15 protein-coding genes are annotated in these 18,017 nt (G+C 34.2%); all 15 read right to left on the reverse strand.

Annotation, left to right across the window (positions count from 1 at the left end):
- Positions 1-201 precede the first annotated feature (201 nt).
- A complete protein-coding gene (locus EG348_RS00255; RefSeq protein WP_123979578.1) occupies positions 202-666 on the reverse strand; it encodes a hypothetical protein in 465 nt (154 codons plus the stop codon).
- Positions 667-677: 11 nt separating this feature from the next.
- Positions 678-1,829: an RHS repeat-associated core domain-containing protein gene (locus EG348_RS00260; RefSeq protein ID WP_123979580.1), complete on the reverse strand. Its 1,152-nt coding sequence runs from the start codon at positions 1,827-1,829 to the stop codon at positions 678-680.
- Between the two features lie 264 nt (positions 1,830-2,093).
- Positions 2,094-2,756 (reverse strand): hypothetical protein, encoded by a 663-nt coding sequence (locus EG348_RS00265; RefSeq protein ID WP_123979582.1) that lies wholly within the window; start codon positions 2,754-2,756, stop codon positions 2,094-2,096.
- 10 nt (positions 2,757-2,766) lie between these two features.
- Complete coding sequence (locus EG348_RS00270) at positions 2,767-6,561, reverse strand: DUF6443 domain-containing protein (protein ID WP_123979584.1); 3,795 nt, start codon at positions 6,559-6,561, stop codon at positions 2,767-2,769.
- A 24-nt stretch (positions 6,562-6,585) separates the two neighbouring features.
- On the reverse strand, positions 6,586-9,456 hold the full coding sequence (locus tag EG348_RS00275; protein ID WP_123979586.1) for a hypothetical protein: 2,871 nt from the start codon (positions 9,454-9,456) through the stop codon (positions 6,586-6,588).
- A 6-nt stretch (positions 9,457-9,462) separates the two neighbouring features.
- On the reverse strand, positions 9,463-11,001 hold the full coding sequence (locus EG348_RS00280) for a T9SS type A sorting domain-containing protein (protein ID WP_123979588.1): 1,539 nt from the start codon (positions 10,999-11,001) through the stop codon (positions 9,463-9,465).
- A gap of 256 nt (positions 11,002-11,257) precedes the next feature.
- Entirely contained in the window at positions 11,258-11,812 is a 555-nt protein-coding gene (locus EG348_RS00285; protein WP_123979590.1) for a DUF4352 domain-containing protein, read from the reverse strand.
- Entirely contained in the window at positions 11,796-12,260 is a 465-nt protein-coding gene (locus tag EG348_RS00290) for a hypothetical protein (protein WP_123979592.1), read from the reverse strand. Before EG348_RS00290 ends, EG348_RS00285 begins: the two co-directional genes overlap by 17 nt.
- Before the next feature lie 442 nt (positions 12,261-12,702).
- The gene (locus tag EG348_RS00295) at positions 12,703-13,374 is read right to left on the reverse strand and encodes a recombinase family protein (protein WP_123979594.1); all 672 of its coding nucleotides are present in this window, start codon (positions 13,372-13,374) and stop codon (positions 12,703-12,705) included.
- Positions 13,375-13,446: 72 nt separating this feature from the next.
- Positions 13,447-13,827 carry a hypothetical protein gene (locus EG348_RS00300; protein ID WP_123979596.1) on the reverse strand — a complete coding sequence of 127 codons (381 nt, stop codon included), beginning with the start codon at positions 13,825-13,827 and terminating at the stop codon, positions 13,447-13,449.
- Positions 13,828-13,899: 72 nt separating this feature from the next.
- A complete protein-coding gene (locus tag EG348_RS00305) occupies positions 13,900-14,640 on the reverse strand; it encodes a hypothetical protein (RefSeq protein ID WP_123979598.1) in 741 nt (246 codons plus the stop codon).
- A gap of 36 nt (positions 14,641-14,676) precedes the next feature.
- Positions 14,677-15,636, reverse strand: coding sequence for a hypothetical protein (locus tag EG348_RS00310; RefSeq protein WP_123979600.1), 960 nt, complete (start codon positions 15,634-15,636; stop codon positions 14,677-14,679).
- A 33-nt stretch (positions 15,637-15,669) separates the two neighbouring features.
- On the reverse strand, positions 15,670-15,963 hold the full coding sequence (locus EG348_RS00315) for a helix-turn-helix transcriptional regulator (RefSeq protein WP_123979602.1): 294 nt from the start codon (positions 15,961-15,963) through the stop codon (positions 15,670-15,672).
- 102 nt (positions 15,964-16,065) lie between these two features.
- Entirely contained in the window at positions 16,066-16,812 is a 747-nt protein-coding gene (locus tag EG348_RS00320; protein ID WP_123979604.1) for a hypothetical protein, read from the reverse strand.
- Positions 16,809-17,939, reverse strand: a complete 1,131-nt coding sequence (locus tag EG348_RS00325) for a site-specific integrase (RefSeq protein ID WP_123979606.1) — start codon at positions 17,937-17,939, stop codon at positions 16,809-16,811. The genes EG348_RS00320 and EG348_RS00325 overlap by 4 nt, the downstream gene beginning before the upstream one ends.
- Positions 17,940-18,017 lie beyond the last annotated feature (78 nt).

The raw sequence follows: 18,017 nt of genomic DNA on the forward strand, positions 1-18,017 counted from the left end.
CAGCATGATTCTCCATCATTTAAACATATTTTTTCAACAAAAATAAACCGGAATAGATAAAATTTCTACTCCGGTTTTTGAATTTAATGTTTTTAATCTTATTTGAATTTCAATGAGTTAGCAATTGAAATTGTTCTAATTACTAACCTTTGGAACATTATCTTAATAATGTAAATCAACATTTTTGAAACGTGACCCCATTTAGTTATTTACTATACTTTCCAGAAGATTTTTTAGATGATTAAATTGAGTAACTCCTTTCCATTTGCTTTTGTTTAAGAAATCATTAGCTATAAAATTAAAATCTTCAAAATCATCCCACTTTAAAATATTTTTTTTTAACATTATAAGATAATTATACTTACTTATAGGTTCTGCTACATCAGAAGAAAGTAAATTAAAACCAATAACATCTTTTGGATTATTCTCAAGCATTAGATCTCTCATCTTACTGGAATATTGTTCATATAATTTTAAATATTTAAATAATTTATCTTTTAAATTAGATTTATTAATACAATCAAGATGAATACCTGAGTCACTTAGCCTAAAAAGTTCATCCAGCTCATTGCTTATTAAGGGTGGGGTTAATATGTACTCTTTTAATTCGTTTATAACATCACCACATAAAGGGCATTTACTTTCATTTTCTATTATTACTGCCATACATTTAAATTTTATGGTTTTCTAATCATTATAGGAGGATTAAAACCTTCTATAATATATTGTCTACTCTGATTAAGTATTTCTAAAGATCTAAAATCTCCAGCACTTGGTCCAGTTACGAAAGGATGCGTATGTCCAAAAATTGTAGAAACTTCACCTGCACCAAATGAAATTCCGTGAGGCCCCCCACTTACAATAACTCTAGCTCCTGGAGCTACACTATTATTTCCAAGTTTAACTACTGCATGTTCAACACCTGTGCTTAAAGTTCTATTTTGTAATAAAGCAACCAAATCTGAAATCTTCTCTCCCTTTTGAACTTCTCTAATAATATTCATTGAAGATACATAATTTCCACCATTACCAATGATAATTTTTTCTTCAGCAGTAATTAGTCCTGGCTTTTTTAATGCAACAGCTGCAAAAAGCCCTATGGCCATAGCAGCATATCTGTTTTGAGGTTCTAGATTACTCAAATATTGTCCTGCGATATCAAAAACACCTAGAGGATCACCCGTCCCTCCGATCATCATTATTCCACCTCTGTCTAATTCTCCAATACTCAAGCTTCTTCCTGCATCAAACATTGACTTATTCCAAGCAGTTTGCATACCTGCTATACCGTTGAAAATAGAACTATGGTTGAGATTATAATTACTTAATGCAGAACCCCATGTTTTAGAAGTACCATATCCACTAAGTACAAGAGGAGGTAACGTATAAATTCCGTCACCCATTGTAAATCCTCCGCCATACCCTACAGTAGAACCATACATAATACTTCTGCCGCCCCCTCCTCCTTTGGGACCACCGTCATAGCTTGTAAACCCTGAGCCATTATTGTACCAATAAGAATTAGAGCCATTAGGTGTGTTTGTCCACGAATCTCTTAACCAATCCGGAGCCTCTGCCAGCCATGCTTCACTTGCTCTACCGTCAGGATCCATCAAATTAATAGGGTTATTCATCACGTAGGCATAAGGACTTGTAGAAAGATAGTTTTCGGCTAGTTGGTCTATACCGTTCCATCGGGCAATATCTGGCATGTAATTTCTCCAGCCGTAATCATATAATCCTGTTTCCTGTAGTTCTTTGCCGTTGTATTTATTATTCTTATAACTTCCCTGTCCAAAGAAAGCTGTACCGGATTTCAAATGATTCATCCCGAAAGGATAATAATCATTATTATCCGTTATTTCAAGAACGCCTGCGCTGTTTATAGGTAAATATAATTATTATTTTAAAAATTTATTCATCACTAACTGTAAAATACTCAGCATGATTCTCCATCATTTAAATATATTTTTTCAACAAAAATAAACCAGAGTAAGAAACTTTCTACTCTGGTTTTTAAATTTATTATTTTGAATTTTTAATTAGTTAATGATTTTATTTATCATTACTAACTTTTGGAACATTACTCTTTTTTATTCCTGACTATTCTCGCTTAATAAAGAATGTAAGCTTTTAAAAGGATAGTTTTTATATTTTTTAGTATTAATAGCATATAGTTCATTATTATATAAAACAAAGCTTACTGACATCTCTTCATTTGGAGTAACATAACCAAAATCTCCTCTTTTTTGATTGTTAAATGAAAAATTTATAAAATCTCCCTTGAAAATAATTTCAGTAAAACTATCTTCAAGTTTTGTAATCTCTTTTCCTCCAATATAATAATCCATATTTTTTATATGAAATGGATAGTAATCAAATCCAACATATCGTGTAACTTGGTAATCAAAATCAATAGGAAAAGATAGAAGTTCATTATTATTTTTAAAATCTGTGTTAGATTTGTTTAATATTAAATGAGAATTTTCAATTTTTCCTAGTTTTATGACTGTAACATAATATTTATCATTTAATATGGCATTAAATCCCATGTACTTTTTCTCATAGGTTAGAGTTAGTAAATATTTAACCTTTATTTTTTTATTATTAAATATACTTTCTAATGTAACGTCTGGGATTGACTTACTAACTTGCACTTTATTGTTGTTTTTCGAAAAAAGAACAGTTCTGTAAACAAGATATCCAACTACAGCTAAACCTCCAAGAAGGCATACAAATAAAAATTTCTTTCTCATGATAAATTAATTATAGTGTTAAATGATCATTAATAATTCCACCCGAAGGCAAGACAGGTACCATAGTTGGAGGTGCAAATCTGTCTAAAAAATAACCCGCTATTACCATTGCAGCAGTAAGAGGCTTTACCCCATAAGAATTGATACTTGAATTATTATTATCAACTTTCTGCCCAAAGTTCACAGAAATATCACTATTAATAAGGTCAAAAGATAAAGTGCCTGAACCACCAAATGAATAATCTCCAATACTAAGCATAAATCCACTAGTATCAGAACCGCTTGTAAGTTCATTATAGATATTAAGAGAAGACAAATTTAATTGTAAAGATACTAAACCATTGCTTTTTCTACTACTTCTATTCCTTACTATTCTATAATCTATATTTGATGCTCCTGCATTTCCTTTGGTATGATATGTTGTATTTTCTGCTTTTATAAAAGGATTTTCCATGATTAGGCTTGTTACTTCAGCAAATGTCGTTGTTTTTGTTGGATTCCAATTAGATATCATAGAAGAAGAATTCAAATTCAGCTTCATAAAATTAGCTTGTCCATATTTCGCACCCTCTGCATTCGTCCAATAGGTATAATTAAGGACACCATTTGTTACAGTACCATATTGAGAATTAAAGTTACCTGCAAAGTCTAAGGTAGATCCTATTCCATATCCTGCTCCTAAACCAGCAGTTCCTCCAGTATAGACAAAATGTCCACCACCTCCGCCTGCGCTTGATCCACTATTTGTCCAATAAGAATTAGTACCATCCGGTGTAGCATTCCACATCTCTTGTAACCATTCCGGAGCATCGGCTAACCATGCTTCATTTTTTCTACCATCGGGATCAAACATATTGATAGGATTATTCATCACATATGCATATGGACTTGTAGAAAAATAGTTTTCTGAAAGCTGATCTATACCATTCCATCTTGCAATATCAGGCATGTATTCTCTCCAGCCATAGCTGTACATTCCGGTTTCCTGTAGCTCCTTACCGTTGTACTTATTATTCTTATAACTTCCTTGTCCAAAGAAAGCTGTACCGGATTTCAAATGATTCATTCCGAAAGGATAATAATCATTATTATCTGTTATTTCAAGAACACCTGCGTTGTTTCTTCCGTAAGAAACTCTTACATTTCCTAACTGATCTACGTATTGGTAAATATACTGATCTTTTATATAATCATAAAATCCTTCCGCTGTTGGAAAATATTGCAGATCCGGAGTTTTGGTCGGAGGTGGAACTCTTCTTTCTTCTATTGAGAAAGTCTGTGGCTGCATGGCTCTTTTAGAAAGCATTTCGAAGCCCATATCAATAGGCGTTAAAGTTCCTGAAGAAAAATACTGGAAGCCATCCAGATAATCTGTTATGTTTACTGTTGTTGTACTTCCATTAACCCCTGTAACAGAGGTTACATTTTCCTTTCTCAACTTAGTGCCGTCCGCACTGTATTTTGTGTTGATGATAATATTTTCGTTCCCGTTTCTGCTGACTTCCATAGAATTGGGAAGATCAAGGTAATTATACTTAATAGAACTGATTTCCTTATCTGGCATGCTCACCATATTTCCGTTTTGGTCATACGTAATAGGAGTTCCACCCCCTTCATATCCTGCAAAGTTTTGGGAAGCATCCGTAATGCTGGTTGTCTGATTACCGGCGTAATTGTATGTAAGATTATCAATTACAGTAGCGGTATTACTTCCATATTCCAATACAGAGGTTCTGTATAAACTACTGATATTCCCATTCAGATCATAGTCCAGAGATTCTGTATTTTCCTTACTGTAAGCGTTGTTCGGATTTTGGTAGTAGCCTGCCAGAATCCTGTTCGTACTATCGTAAGAATATCCATATCTTTTGGGTATTAAAGATGGATTTGCGCCTACCGTTTCTACGGCTCGCCAGTCGATTTCAGCAATACTGCCGTTATACTTCGGGGTTACATTCTTTCCTGAGAATTGGGTAGGATCCGGATTATCAACACCGTCTTTTTTGGTGTATTTGATGTTGTAGGCAAATAATTTCCCTCCAAGATCAGCAGCTCCCATCTCGTTTTTGTTAACACCTGTCATCCAGCCTCTGACGTTATAGGTATAGTCAATACTCTGAAGATTATTTCCTACTTTTTTATTAATGATTTGAGAAAGTTCATTGTAGGTATTTTCTGTCAAAAGTTCCTCAGGCTTGCTGTCTACCTGATGGTAATGCTGTTTTAGCCTTTTTTGGGAATCATATACAAATCGTTCTTTGATGACAACTCCCTGCTCATCAGCTTTTCGGGCATGATAGGTAAAGGTTTTTAGTGGTACTCCGGAAAAATCAAGTACAGTCTCGGTTTTGGTATACCCTCCCAAGTGATTTTTACTGTCTGTTCCTATTACTCTACCAAATGTATCATACCAGATAAATGCAGACGACCAGTTGTCATTTTCAATATTCTTGGTATAGGTTGCCGTAGGAAGTGCTTTAATACTTCTTACAGATGACAGTCCGTTTGAAACAATCGTCGTTGGAGCCGATGCCAGTGTTGTCTGGGTTTGTATCTGTAAAGGCTGAGCCGGTGAACCTGTAGGGTATTCGTCATAGTAATTAACACCTAAAATCGTCATGCTTCCTGTGGGGAAAGCCGTTTTAGTATAGTACACATCCATACCGCTCAGGGTAAATGGTGTTGCACTTTGAGTTTCATTATTATTGGCATTGGCAGACATATTATTAAGTGCTGTCTGCATTGCTGATCTTTCTGCTGTATTGGCAAAAAATCCAGTATAAACTACTCTTCCGAACCTATCATACTTCTTGAACATCCAGCCTCTTTTCGCAAAGTTATTGGTTATGGTTCTCAGATTGGCGTCTTGTGAAAGTACTGCACGCCCCTGTTTGTCATATACCAGATATTCCCATCTTTTGCCCGGAATTTTATTTTCTACCAACCTGTTGTATTTATCATATTTATACTGGTAGCACAAGCTGTTTAGTACATCAGGAGTTAGGGCAGAAACGGAAGCTTTCGGCGGGATAACATAGGCTAGATTATCAAATTCATTATAGACAAAATAAGTGTCCAGATTTTCGGTCGTTCCGTTAGGTTTTTTATTGATTTTACGAACGAGTACACTCTGTTTTTTGGAATTAACAAAGGTATGAGTCTCGTTATTGTCCTCATCCCTGCTGATCATTTTATACAGGGTATTGGCATTATAAAATCCGTTCGTTGTATATGAATCATCCAATGCAGTAATAATGGAAACATCGTTGATTTGCGATGAAGGATTCCATGTTGTGATAGCTTTAAATCTTTTAACGTCACCATCGTTGTTTGAAAGGTATTCGATCTTTTGGGTATGGGGACCACTCATCTGCCAGTCTGCTCCGGGAGCAGCCGATTTCTCAATTCTTCCTAAGGGTGATTTTTCGTAAAGCACCTCCGAATAGGCATTAGGAACCCCATAATAAGCGTTGACAGAACTCTCGCCAATTCCCGTAATATAGGCTCCGTTTTGGGTGTCTACAGGCTGTGGAAGATATTCTTTTGTTTTCTTTCCTGACTGATCATATAGGGAAGGAACTACAAGGTCTTTTCCGTTGGGTGTTGCTTTTATGGCTATATTCTGGGTAGTTCTTCCCAATCCGTCAAGATATTGAACTCCCTGAATCTGAGCCGCATTTGGCTGCTCCGATGTTACAGGCTCCAAATACGTCCTGCTGTATATATAATTTTCTGTATTGGTTAAACTCTGTGCATGAAACAAAGCCACAACAAGAAAAGGTATGATTGATAGTATTTTTTTCATAACTGATTTATTTAATAGAAACAATTATAGCTGTGGTTTTGTATTGTATTTATAATCCTTAATGACGTTTCCGTTAACATCTACTGTGGAAGTTAGTTTTCCGTTTTTATCATACTTGTAGATTTCTCTCATACCGTTTGGCGGAGTAACTGTTGTAGCGCCAATCAAAGGATCATAAGTATATGTTGTAATCACGGTATTCTTCAATGCAGAATTGGTTCTGAAAATATCTAACGCATTGATAAGTGCTGTTTCTGTCGAAGCATCTAGATCTGCATTGGATTTTAGGATAATATCGTCTGCAAGATTTCCAATATCAAAAACTGTTGCGCCTTCTATTTTTGCAATCGGTAAACTTTGATTATATCCCCAGATCATTACCGTTGATATACCTGAACCTATAGTCTGATCATAATGTGAAGTGAACTGGCGGATATTTCCTTTAGAATCATATTGATCATATTTAATAACAGCCTTAGTACTGTTATCATTGGGATTAATAGAGATTACAGAAGAAGGGTACAGGTTACCTGCATTCTCATATTTAACCTGCGAATTGGAAACTAACTTTCCATTACTCTTTATCTCCGTTTTTACAGGGATACCGTTCATATAAGCATTTTGCAAATTCTGATAGTCTGCTAAGCCGGCAGCATACGTAACTGTTCTTTCAGTGATATTTCCATCTGATGAGGTTTCCTTAACAGAAGCAACTTTGAAATTAACAGGATTAAATTCTGTCTCTGTTTTACTCTCTACAAATCGATTAGCTCCTGTATAATCCTTAGTAGTAACTTTTGTACTTTTCATAAAGGCCTTTTTGGTCACTCCTCCGTCAACAGGTACTTCCGGCATTTGGTTTAATGTTTCAAAAGTAAAATCATAATTAACAGAAGATACCAATTTATTCTGATTGTCAAAAACCTCTTTTTTATCCATTACCCCGGTTTTGGTCATATTATAATATGGCCAGAATTGGGTACTGTTGCCATTGTAGGTGTAGGGTGTTTTTGGATAATCATTAGGATTTTTGAAATAATATTTTACATATCCGTTGTCTTCATTATTGGTTACCTTTACGTTTTTATAAAGCACAATCGGAGAGTATTCAGTCGATGTACTTTCCATCTCAGGATAAAATTGATAACCGCTTACGCTGTTGGGATCATTGAACATATTATAATCATAAGCGACTGTTTTCTTTGCCACGTAGTCTAGCTCGGAGTTATAATATTTAATATCCCTAATACGGATTCCGAGTTTTTTATTGTTGCTTACCGCATTTTTATAAGGCAGAGGTTTAAGTCCTATATCTGAAAAACCAACAATCCCGTGTCCTCCGGTTCCGGTTATTTTTATGGTATGAGAACCCGGTTTCAGAGACAGTATTCTAAATGACCATGATCTGCCTTCCAGCGCCTCGTCATTAAAAGCATAACAGGCACTGCTGGTTAAAGCAGGATCATTATCTATTACATAATCAACAAAGGATTGAGGATCAGCAGGTCCATAATAAGGATAGTATTTCGTTGCATCAAAATCAATATAGATTGGCTTATCCTTATTAGGTTCTCCTGTCACCTGAAAGGTATAAGTCTTTGTTGTACCATTGGGAACATCAAAATCTACTGCTGCGAAAGACTGTATAAACTGAACTTCCGGATCTGAAAAAGATTCAGGCGTTACATAATTTGGCGTGCTTTTGTTAATATAATACTGGTTCGCTTCAAAATTATATTCTACCATTCCACCTGTCGGTAAAATAACTCTGTGCAAACTACTGATACCTGTGTCTGTTTCCGGTGGTATAGCAGTACATGCTCTGTCTGCCCCATCACCGCTGTTGAAATAGAACGTATTATATACAAGTTTTGTAGTTTCCAGAGGATTTCCAGTAGGATTGGATAAATTGATTTTATTAATTTTAATCAATTTTCTTATATATCCCTGGTTGAGTCCATCAGAATAGATTAGTCCATATTGTGAAATGATTTCCGAGTGAGTATTCTTAAGCGAAACGTTGGTAATGCTGTAAGGGTCATTCATAGTGCCTTCCAAGGCAGCATCATAATGATAATTAATATCAATAGAACCTATTCCTGGAGACACCATGGTCTTTAATTTACAAGACTGATACAGTAATTCGCTTGTACCCGGTTTGTTTTTATTTTCTTTTTGGTAGATAAAATTTAAAAGTTCTACGTTATTGGCATTTTTAATCTGTGTAAGATAAAATGCAGATTTATATAATGCCCCGGAAGCAGACGGATGGCTATAGTTTTTTGCTTGGCTGTAATCATTAAAGATATATTTGTACCCGTTATCATCGGTAATCGTAAACGAATTGACAATCAGAGTGGCAGTATTACTCGTTCTGGTATACTCAATTTTGATGTTATTAGGCGTAAGGTTTACAACCTGAAAAGTATTGGCATCTATATTCCTTTCAATTTTGAATTTGCCGGATATGCCCGGTAAATTGTAATAGTAAATATCATTGAACTTATTCTTTTTGTGATAAGCCCAATTTGCATCATCATATCTTTCATCCAGTTCATCTACGACCTCTCTTGATATTACGCCTCCTGCAAACATAGACCAGCCTATTCCGACCTCGCTTCCGGCTTCTGCTTCATTCGTGTTTAACGGATGATACCCTAATGACAGATTGGCTGCAATATTTTTATCATAACTTGTCAATCTTAATAGGGGGAACTGAATGTCAGGAACTCCTGTAGCCAAAGATACCGGAGCATCTGTATAGCTGGCTAATGAAGAAACAGAAGGTACTGGTCTTGGCAGATCTCCAAAATTAATATCTTCATGTTGTGCTTGTAAGCCGGTAGGTATAATAATCCCTGTTATAACGCTTAGTAGGGCAATTATTTTTCTCATTTGTGTTTACTTTTTAATTAATTTGGCGTTAGCCGTTTTATTGTTATCAGTTTTTACAACAATCAAATAAGCTCCCTGAATCAACGGCTGAGTATTGATCTTGGTTACCTTGTTCTTTGTTTTTAAACTCTGCAATTGTCGTCCTGACATATCGTACAAAATAATTTCTGCATCCTTGAAATCAAAACCAATTTCTACATAAGTGTAATCTGATACCGGATTCGGATAAATTTTAATGTCTTGTTTTACGATCAACTGATCGATCTGCTTATCGCCAAGCTTAATGATTTTCCAGTTTTCTTTTCCAAGTTCCTCAGCACTTGTTCCTGCTAAAATGATTGATCCGTCACGGTTTAACTTGATGTCTGAAAGCCTTTCTTCACGCTTACTTGATTCGCCTTTTACATATTTTTTCCACTGCTCATTGCCGTTTTGGTCTAAATAAAGCATCCAAAACTTTTCATCATCGTTCTGGATTCTTCCTTCTGCCTGAGTGTAACCACCTAGTAAAATTCCTGTAGAGGTTTTATCATCGGTGCTATGTAAAACACTCATTCCCATCAAAATATCTCTGCCACCAAAATTGTAAGATTTCTGCCAGATTTCATCACCTTTTTCATTTAAAGAAATCAACCAAAGATCTGTTCCTTCTTCAATTCCAACGGTTTTATTTCCTGATCTCTCAGATCTGGATTCTCCACCAATTAGAAATCCTGTAGATGTTAAAGCGAGCGTTCTCAAATGATCATCACCTTTTCCACCGAAGTTCTTTTCCCATTCAACCTTTCCTTCTTTGGAAAGTTTAATAATCCAATAATCTCCTTCACCAAAGTTTTCAGTTTTCTTTGAACCTCCGGCATTGCTTCTGGAATAGATGCCTAACAAGGCGCCGCCATCTTTCGTAGGAATCATTTTTTCTACTTCATCTAATCCTTTTCCGCCTAAAATAAATTGTGATAATTCTTTTCCGTTTTTGTCTAATTTGATAATTAAAACATCTTTAGAGCCGTAACCTTTAGCTGAGTTCTGAACATTTCCAGCAACAAAGAATCCTAAATCCGTTGTCTGAATAACAGATCTTGCCTCTTCATCTGCGTTTGATCCAATCGTTTTTTGCCACAGCTCGTCTCCGAATTCATTTAATCTGATTAGCCAGATGTCGCTTCCCCCTTTAGAATCATCTTTTTTGTCCAGACTTTTGTCTGAATACGAGGTGCCAACTACAGCGAATCCACCATCTTGGGTTGATACAGTTGCTGAAAGGAAATCATGATTATTTCCAACAAAGAACTTTTCAAAGACCTGCTCGCCCTGTTGGTTCAATTTTACCAAGTGAAAATCGTAACCGTTATTCTGTTTGTTTTGTGTTGATACTTTGGAAGGCTGAATACTGCTTCCTGTAATTAAATACTGTCCGTCAATTGTTGTAGTGACTTGTGATAAGAAATCCTGCGTATTGGATTTAATATCCTTTTGCCAAACCACTTCCTGAGCGTAGCCCAAGATTGTGCACATAGTAAATGCACTCATGTAGAGTTTTCTCATCTATTTTGTGTTTAAAAGTTAATATGAGTTTTTTTATTATAATTTTGCAAATTTAACATTTATTAATAGTTTTTAATATCCTGTTAATGAGATTTAATATGAATCTTATCACATCTTAGTATTTTTATCTCCTGTAAATTAGCTTGAAACAAAGATATATCTGTAAAGCGACATAACTTGTCGTCTTATAATTTTAATTTAAAAAAAAAAATTCCATGTTATAAACTTTACAACATGGAATTGCTAAAACAATAAATTACTCAATAGTACCAAGGTCAATTAAGTCGTTACTTCCTGAGCGACCAGGCTTGTAATAAGCTTTTCCTTTAAGTTCCGCTGGGATTTTATAAACCAGATTGGTAGTCTTTGTTGTTAACGGGTTAATCTGGTCAAGCATCAATCTCCAGCCTTCCAGCATGATAGGCTCAGATTTGTCGAATGTATAATCTTTGCCGTTATAGTTTACTAAGACTTCTCCGTCTATCAGCATTCGGCTCTCCTCACTGTTGTTTTTAAAAGAGGTATTAATGATGAGGTAACGTATTCCCGCTTCTGGTTTTAGGTCTGCAAATTCATTTCCTGTGTTTACTCTATTTTCAATACTGATCTTATTAACGGTAACATCAAAATAATCCGTAGGCAAAGTTTCACCTATTTTTTTGTAGTTCGCTTTAGCTTCTCCGCTTACTGTTGCTGTTGAGGTGTCAGAATTTCCAGATTTTTCTTTTTTGCCATCCATGCTCCCCATGGCAATGACCAAGAAAAATGCGAATGCCCCTGCCGAGGCAAGATGTTTAATGTTTTTTTTCATTTTGTAAAAATTTTAAATTATATGTTATTGATTGTTTGAAAAGTAAAAGCGGCAGGATAGTGCCTATTATGTAGAATACAATATCTAATAAATCAAAAGTCCCTTGAATAAAGCCTATAAACTGCCCTAATTCCGAGCAAACAGCAATGAATGGAATAATTCCTACCCAGAAAAGATTAAAAGGCGAAATAACGCCTTTCCAAATGCCAAGCATCAGGCAGACGTAAGAAAATACCCAGAGGCTATCGGGAAATGAGAATAAAAGCCATTGCGGGAGTTTTGAAGAAGTTAACATCGTTAGCTTTCTCACATTCAAGCCAAGTAAGTTTATTCCCAAAGAGTTGCTCCACGAAAAGATTTTAAGACTGGATGTCCTGAACAGAACATAAATAAGTGTTCCGAAAACCAGACTTACAATGCTACCTATAAAAAAATTGTTAGACTTCATCAGAATGCGAAATAAAAATTATTTGTTCTGATGTCCTTACGGGTTTCCGTAGTTTGATGAAATAAGAGAGATTGAGGTGTTTCATATAGATTTCGAGCTTTTGAAATGGAAAGGGTGCTAACTAACTTCACTCTCTACTCAGGTCACTGGTATAACCCACAAAAGCAATGAAGCAGAAGCACCCAATCGGGAGGCTCTTGCAGTCATTCGCTTTTGTTCTATTTAATATTACCAGTATTTGAGTAGAAAAAACGAATTGCAAAACGCAATATCTATATGTTATTTACAGCCTTAATTTGATCTTATAATTTTCTGATTTTTGTTGTTCCTACAAATGTACCAAATATCCTACAATAATTGCAAATGCTTTAATCTTCAAAAAAATCGTTATCAATTTCTTTTAATTCAACCACTTAAAAATAACAATTTTAATTTTTTTTATTTACGAACTTTGTGTACATCTTTCATAAAGAGTAAATACCTGTGATCCAGAAAAGCTTTTACCCTTACTTGTCAAAAACCCTGCATTATTAAGCTCATCGGCAATTTTCCTGTAACTCAAATTATTTTTTCGATGTAAGTTTATAAGCGCAAGAGCCTTTTTATTATTGTCGTTTTCTTTGGCTTTTTGCACTTTAGCTTCGACTCCTTTCTGTTGAGCCTCTCTAGTTAGATTTTGAGGAGAACCTAATTTTTTGCCTCTTTTCTTAGCTTCTGCAAGAGCTGACTTAGTCCTTTCGCTAATAAATAAAGCTTCTTGTTCTGCAAGAGCTGCAAAAATATGAAGTGTAAATTTATTTGCAGTCGGAAGATCGGTTGCAATAAATTCTACTTCACTTTCCATTAACTTTGAAATAAAAGAAACATTTCTTGCCAAACGGTCTAATTTGGCGATGATTAGTTTTGCGCTATGTTCTCTGCAATACTTTAGAGCTTTTTGTAGCCCAACTCTGTCATTTCCCTTTTTTGTTCCTGTTTCAACATCTGTAAAATCCATTACAGGTATTTCACCTTTAAGATATTTTAAAACTGCACTACGTTGTGCTTCAAGTCCCAATCCTGATGCTCCTTGCTGAGCCGAACTAACTCTATAATAAGCAACAAATTTATTCATATTGTAAAGGTGTTTTTTATATTAAAAGTCCGTTTAAGGTTCGTAACACTGTGATGTTCCATATTTATTTGCTTAATTGTTACCATTAATGATTGACATTAGCTCCTCATCTGTTAAATGATCCAAGGTTTTAACATTTCTGCTTACGCTGTAAGAGTTATCTTGCCCGTAGCCTCTATGCTTACCTTTAGTTTTAAGATAGAAAATAGTTGCAGTAGTATTATGCTCTCCTATCTGTTGAAATAAAGATGTTTCTGCGAAATCCAAAGAGATCTCTTTAATTTCTTCGTAATCATTTTTAAATTGTGTATCAGATCTCAGCCAGTTGTAAAAAGTCTGGCGGTTTACATTAGCCATTTGGCAGGCGGGGCTTATTACAGCCAAAGACTTTCCTAACGCTTTTAAAAGCATTTTCTTTTTAAGTTTCGTAGAAGGTCTATCACGTTTTACCACTTTTCTCTTTTTTATATGTCTAATTTGGACTAATCAGTAATTTAAACGTTTGAAATTCAGATCAATATGAAGTTATTCAATTCTATGGCGATTTATTAAATCCGTATCTGTATCAAGAATATCAACAGGATGTGTGTGATATTTGTGATTTTTCCAGTAAAAACACCGAAATATCATCCCTCCGAACTCCTCTAATTTTCCGAAAAATCGAATATGCCTGACTATTGAGAGAAATTTTTCATCATTTCCAAAATCTTTTCTCAGGGTATAATGGTGAGGATTGTCAGGTATGGTTTTAGCAAAAATGAACTTAACCTTTTCCAGAGTCTCACCTACATACTCATCTGTCAAATTATCATGTCCAGCTTCCCTGTAAGGATCATACTGCCAAAGTTTGCGTTGTATGGTCATATCAATAGGGTCAGGGTATTCAGGAGCATTAAAACTGTTTTCTTGTAGAAAAGCAGCGAATATGTGCCTGTAATCAAATTCATTCTCATTTCCGTAACCAAGTAGCACAATTTTAGATTTGTTATGTTTTAGCTTTAAATCTTCCAACTGTCCCAGTATTTTCTCAATACCTTTTTTCTCAAGCTTCTGTCTGTAAAGGGTATAACAAGAGAGATAGTCCTGAGCTTGCTTATGGTATCTCATGCGGTAGGTGCTAAAACCCCTAAAGGCTTCTACTTCCTCCTTGTGTTCTATCTCTCCAATTACTTTCCCAGAAACACTTACCAGAATAAAATCCTGATTCCTTAAATCTTCTATTTTATCAAAACTTGCAGTAAAAACCTGTAAATCAATTTCTTTCATACTTAAATTTACGAAAATTTTCGTTAATAATCAAATTTAAATAATTGATTTATTGTTAGTTACATGATTTATTGTATTTTGATAAGCTATTTCAATTTTAGAATCTAACTCTTCTATCAATTGAACTTTTCGGACAAAATACGGAGAATTAGCAATTTCCTTAATTTCCGCTTTTCTCCTACTAAAATATTCTGGTCTTACTAAGTCCAGTGTTAAAGTACGTGAGGCATCAATCATTTCTAAAACTTCTTGGGTTCCACCTAATGATTCAATCCCTGCGATTGCAAGTTGATTTAAAAGTTCTTTTTTAGATGAAGCTTTAGAAAAATCCAATATAGCTTTATTCTCTTTATGGATGGATCTATAATCGTTAATAAAACAGGTTGTTAGCTTTAAAAAAGATTCCGGATTATATAAATCACTAACAGTTAAATTCCTTTTCAAAATATTTTTTAGAAAAGTCTTATACCTTACTTCTAATCTTGTAATATTCTTATTTATGAATTCTTTTGGTATATATTGTTCTCTACTCTTCATTTCTTTAATCTTATCGTAAAAATACATCTCTTTAGATATCGCATTTTTATAATAAAGTGAAGTTTCTGCAACTGGAAATCTTTTTTTGTAATTTTTAGAATCTCCTAAGTAGCGGAAATAATTTTTTGCCTCATAATCACATTGTATATCAGAAAACAAGTCTATTCTTTTAATAATTCCACCCCTAATACAAATACCAAAATGTTCACTTACTGTTTCAAGAGCCCTCAGTATTTCATGATAATTTAAACTTGAAATATTATCTCCATTTAGTATCCTTGGCAGACTACATTCAATCTTAGTATATCCGTTGAATTCTCTTACTTTTATATTCCTAGAGTATCCTTCAGAATATTTGAGATCTCCAGTTTTCAGATCTACGAATCCTTTTCTTTCGTCCAGAGTTAGAAATTTTTGCTCTGGCAATAAGATATGTATAGTGTCTATCGAGATTGACATTTTGAGTCAATAGATTTACATTGTTATAGAACTCTATAATCTATTGACAGAATAGTTGACAGCTTCTGCCTCTAATTCTTCATTGGTAGCTTGTCGGTTTCTCAATAGCCACTCTTCAATTTCAGATTTATTGAAAAATATATTTTTCCCATTAGGTTTCGAATGGGGAATTTCGTTTTTGGAAGTTAGTTTATAGAGGTAAAGTTTAGAAAGCCCCGTAAAATGGGCTACCTCGTCAATATTTAAGACTTTTTTATTTTGTAGGGATTGAGCTTTAAGAATTTGCTCAATTTTGTCAAGCCGTTGGTTTATTGTCATTGTCTCCATATTTCTGATTTTAAATTATGGGACAAATCTCTAAGAATTATAAAAGATACAGAATAACTAATATCTAACAATAGCTAAAGCATTAGATTGTAAGGTTGGTGTTTATAAAGCTTCAATCATTTTTTCAAAGTCCATTCTAAACTCAGAATAATTATCCTTTTTTACCAAATTAGCGTGGGTAAACTTTAGTTCAGAATTTTCAGATTTAAAACAATATGATAAGATTTTCACAATACTGCCTTTGTAAGTAATATATTTTGATGACTCTAAAACATTAATTAAATCTGAAATCGATTTTTTATTAGTCTGTTTATTTAAGGTTACTTTTAACCATACAATTTGGCATTCTACATCTTGAATTTTTTGATCAGAAAAAATAAACTTAAAATCATCAAATTCCATTATTTTAATAAATTCATCTTCCACAAGTTTGTTAAACAACTTTTGTAATTGATTTTCATTACCTAGCCAATTAAAACCAGTTATAACTTCTTTCTGTTGATCCGATGCCATTGAGATTTTATCGTCAAGCATTGCAATATAAATTTTTGCATATTCAATTAAATCATCATCTTCAATCCTTGGCAAATTTTTTCCTTGCTGTTTCAATTTTCGTCTCCCAGAAAACCATTCTACAAAATCTTCCATTCTGAAAATAGCACCAGTTTTTATTTTTATATAATTACCGATTCTCAATAATTGTTCTTCAGCATCAACAGAAATTTTTCCTTTATCTTGTGTAATTAATTCTCTTAAATCATCAAAAACACCATTATTAGCCATATCAAAAGCAAAACCCATTGATAGGTCATCTAAATTCTGGTTATTGTCTTCAATATCATTTCTCATAATTCAAACTTTGGAATAGTATTCACCGCTTCAATTTTCCTTTTGTCAATCACTTTGGCGTAAATTTGGGTTGTACGGATTTCACTGTGTCCTAATAATTTGGAAACAGTAAATAAATCCGTCCCTAAAGTAAGTTGCAAAGTGGCATAGGTATGTCGTCCGCAATGGAAAGTAATGTGTTTTGAAATTCCGGCTTTCATACACCATTGCAATAATGCAGTATTCATATAAGCCGAATAGCGAAGACCCACGAAAACTCTCTCTTCTGCATCCTGCATTTCTTTCATCAATTCTCTAGCTTGTTCATTGATATAATGATACTGTAAACTTCTCGTTTTTTGCTGATGAAAATTAATCTTCCAGTTTTCTCCTTCTTTCTGCACCTGCTTCCATGAGAGATTATTGACATCTGACCAACGCATTCCGGTAAGACAAGAAAATAAAAACGCTCTTTTCAATACATCATATCTGCATTCTGTTTTGAATAATGCTTGAACCTCTTCTAAAGTGAGAAATTCGCGCTCATTCTCAACTGGTTTTGGTGTTGAGACTTTATGGGAAGGATTTGTCAGAATAATTCCGTCATCGACTGCTTTATTAAGTGCAGCTCTCATTTTTGTAAAATATGAACTTACGGAATTTCCTGACAAAGGCTGACCGGCTTTTGTTTTTGCAATTTTTTGTAAATAATTTTTGAAGCCTTCGCAGTAGGTAATATCCACATCATCAAACGAAATATTTTCTCCTGAATACTTTTTTAAGTGCTTTAATACGCTATCCCAATTTCCATAGTTCCCCAAACTTTCCATACGCTCGTCAGTGAGTTTCGCAAAATAATCAATGAAATTAGCTTTAGCTTTTATTTCAGATCTGAAACCATACTTATTATTCAAATATTCTTTCTCCTTTTCAGCACGGATAATTTCAACTTTTTTTTCAACTTCTTTGTTATGGTTTTTTTGCTGAGGTGTTTTAGGATTTGTATACAGATAGTAATCTAGTTTTGCGGTAACCCTCTTCGGCTTTGAATTTCCGTTCGCACTCACGGAATACCCTGAATAAACCTCCAGCGATAGATTATATTTATCTCCGGCTGAATTTTGGCGTCTTCTGATATGGACTTTCATTTTGCTACAATTTGCTACAAATATATAAATAAACGCAAATATGTCGCAAAAATTTTTGATTTATAGCAAACAAAATCA

The sequence above is a fragment of the Chryseobacterium sp. G0201 genome (assembly GCF_003815655.1).
GTDB lineage: Bacteria > Bacteroidota > Bacteroidia > Flavobacteriales > Weeksellaceae > Chryseobacterium.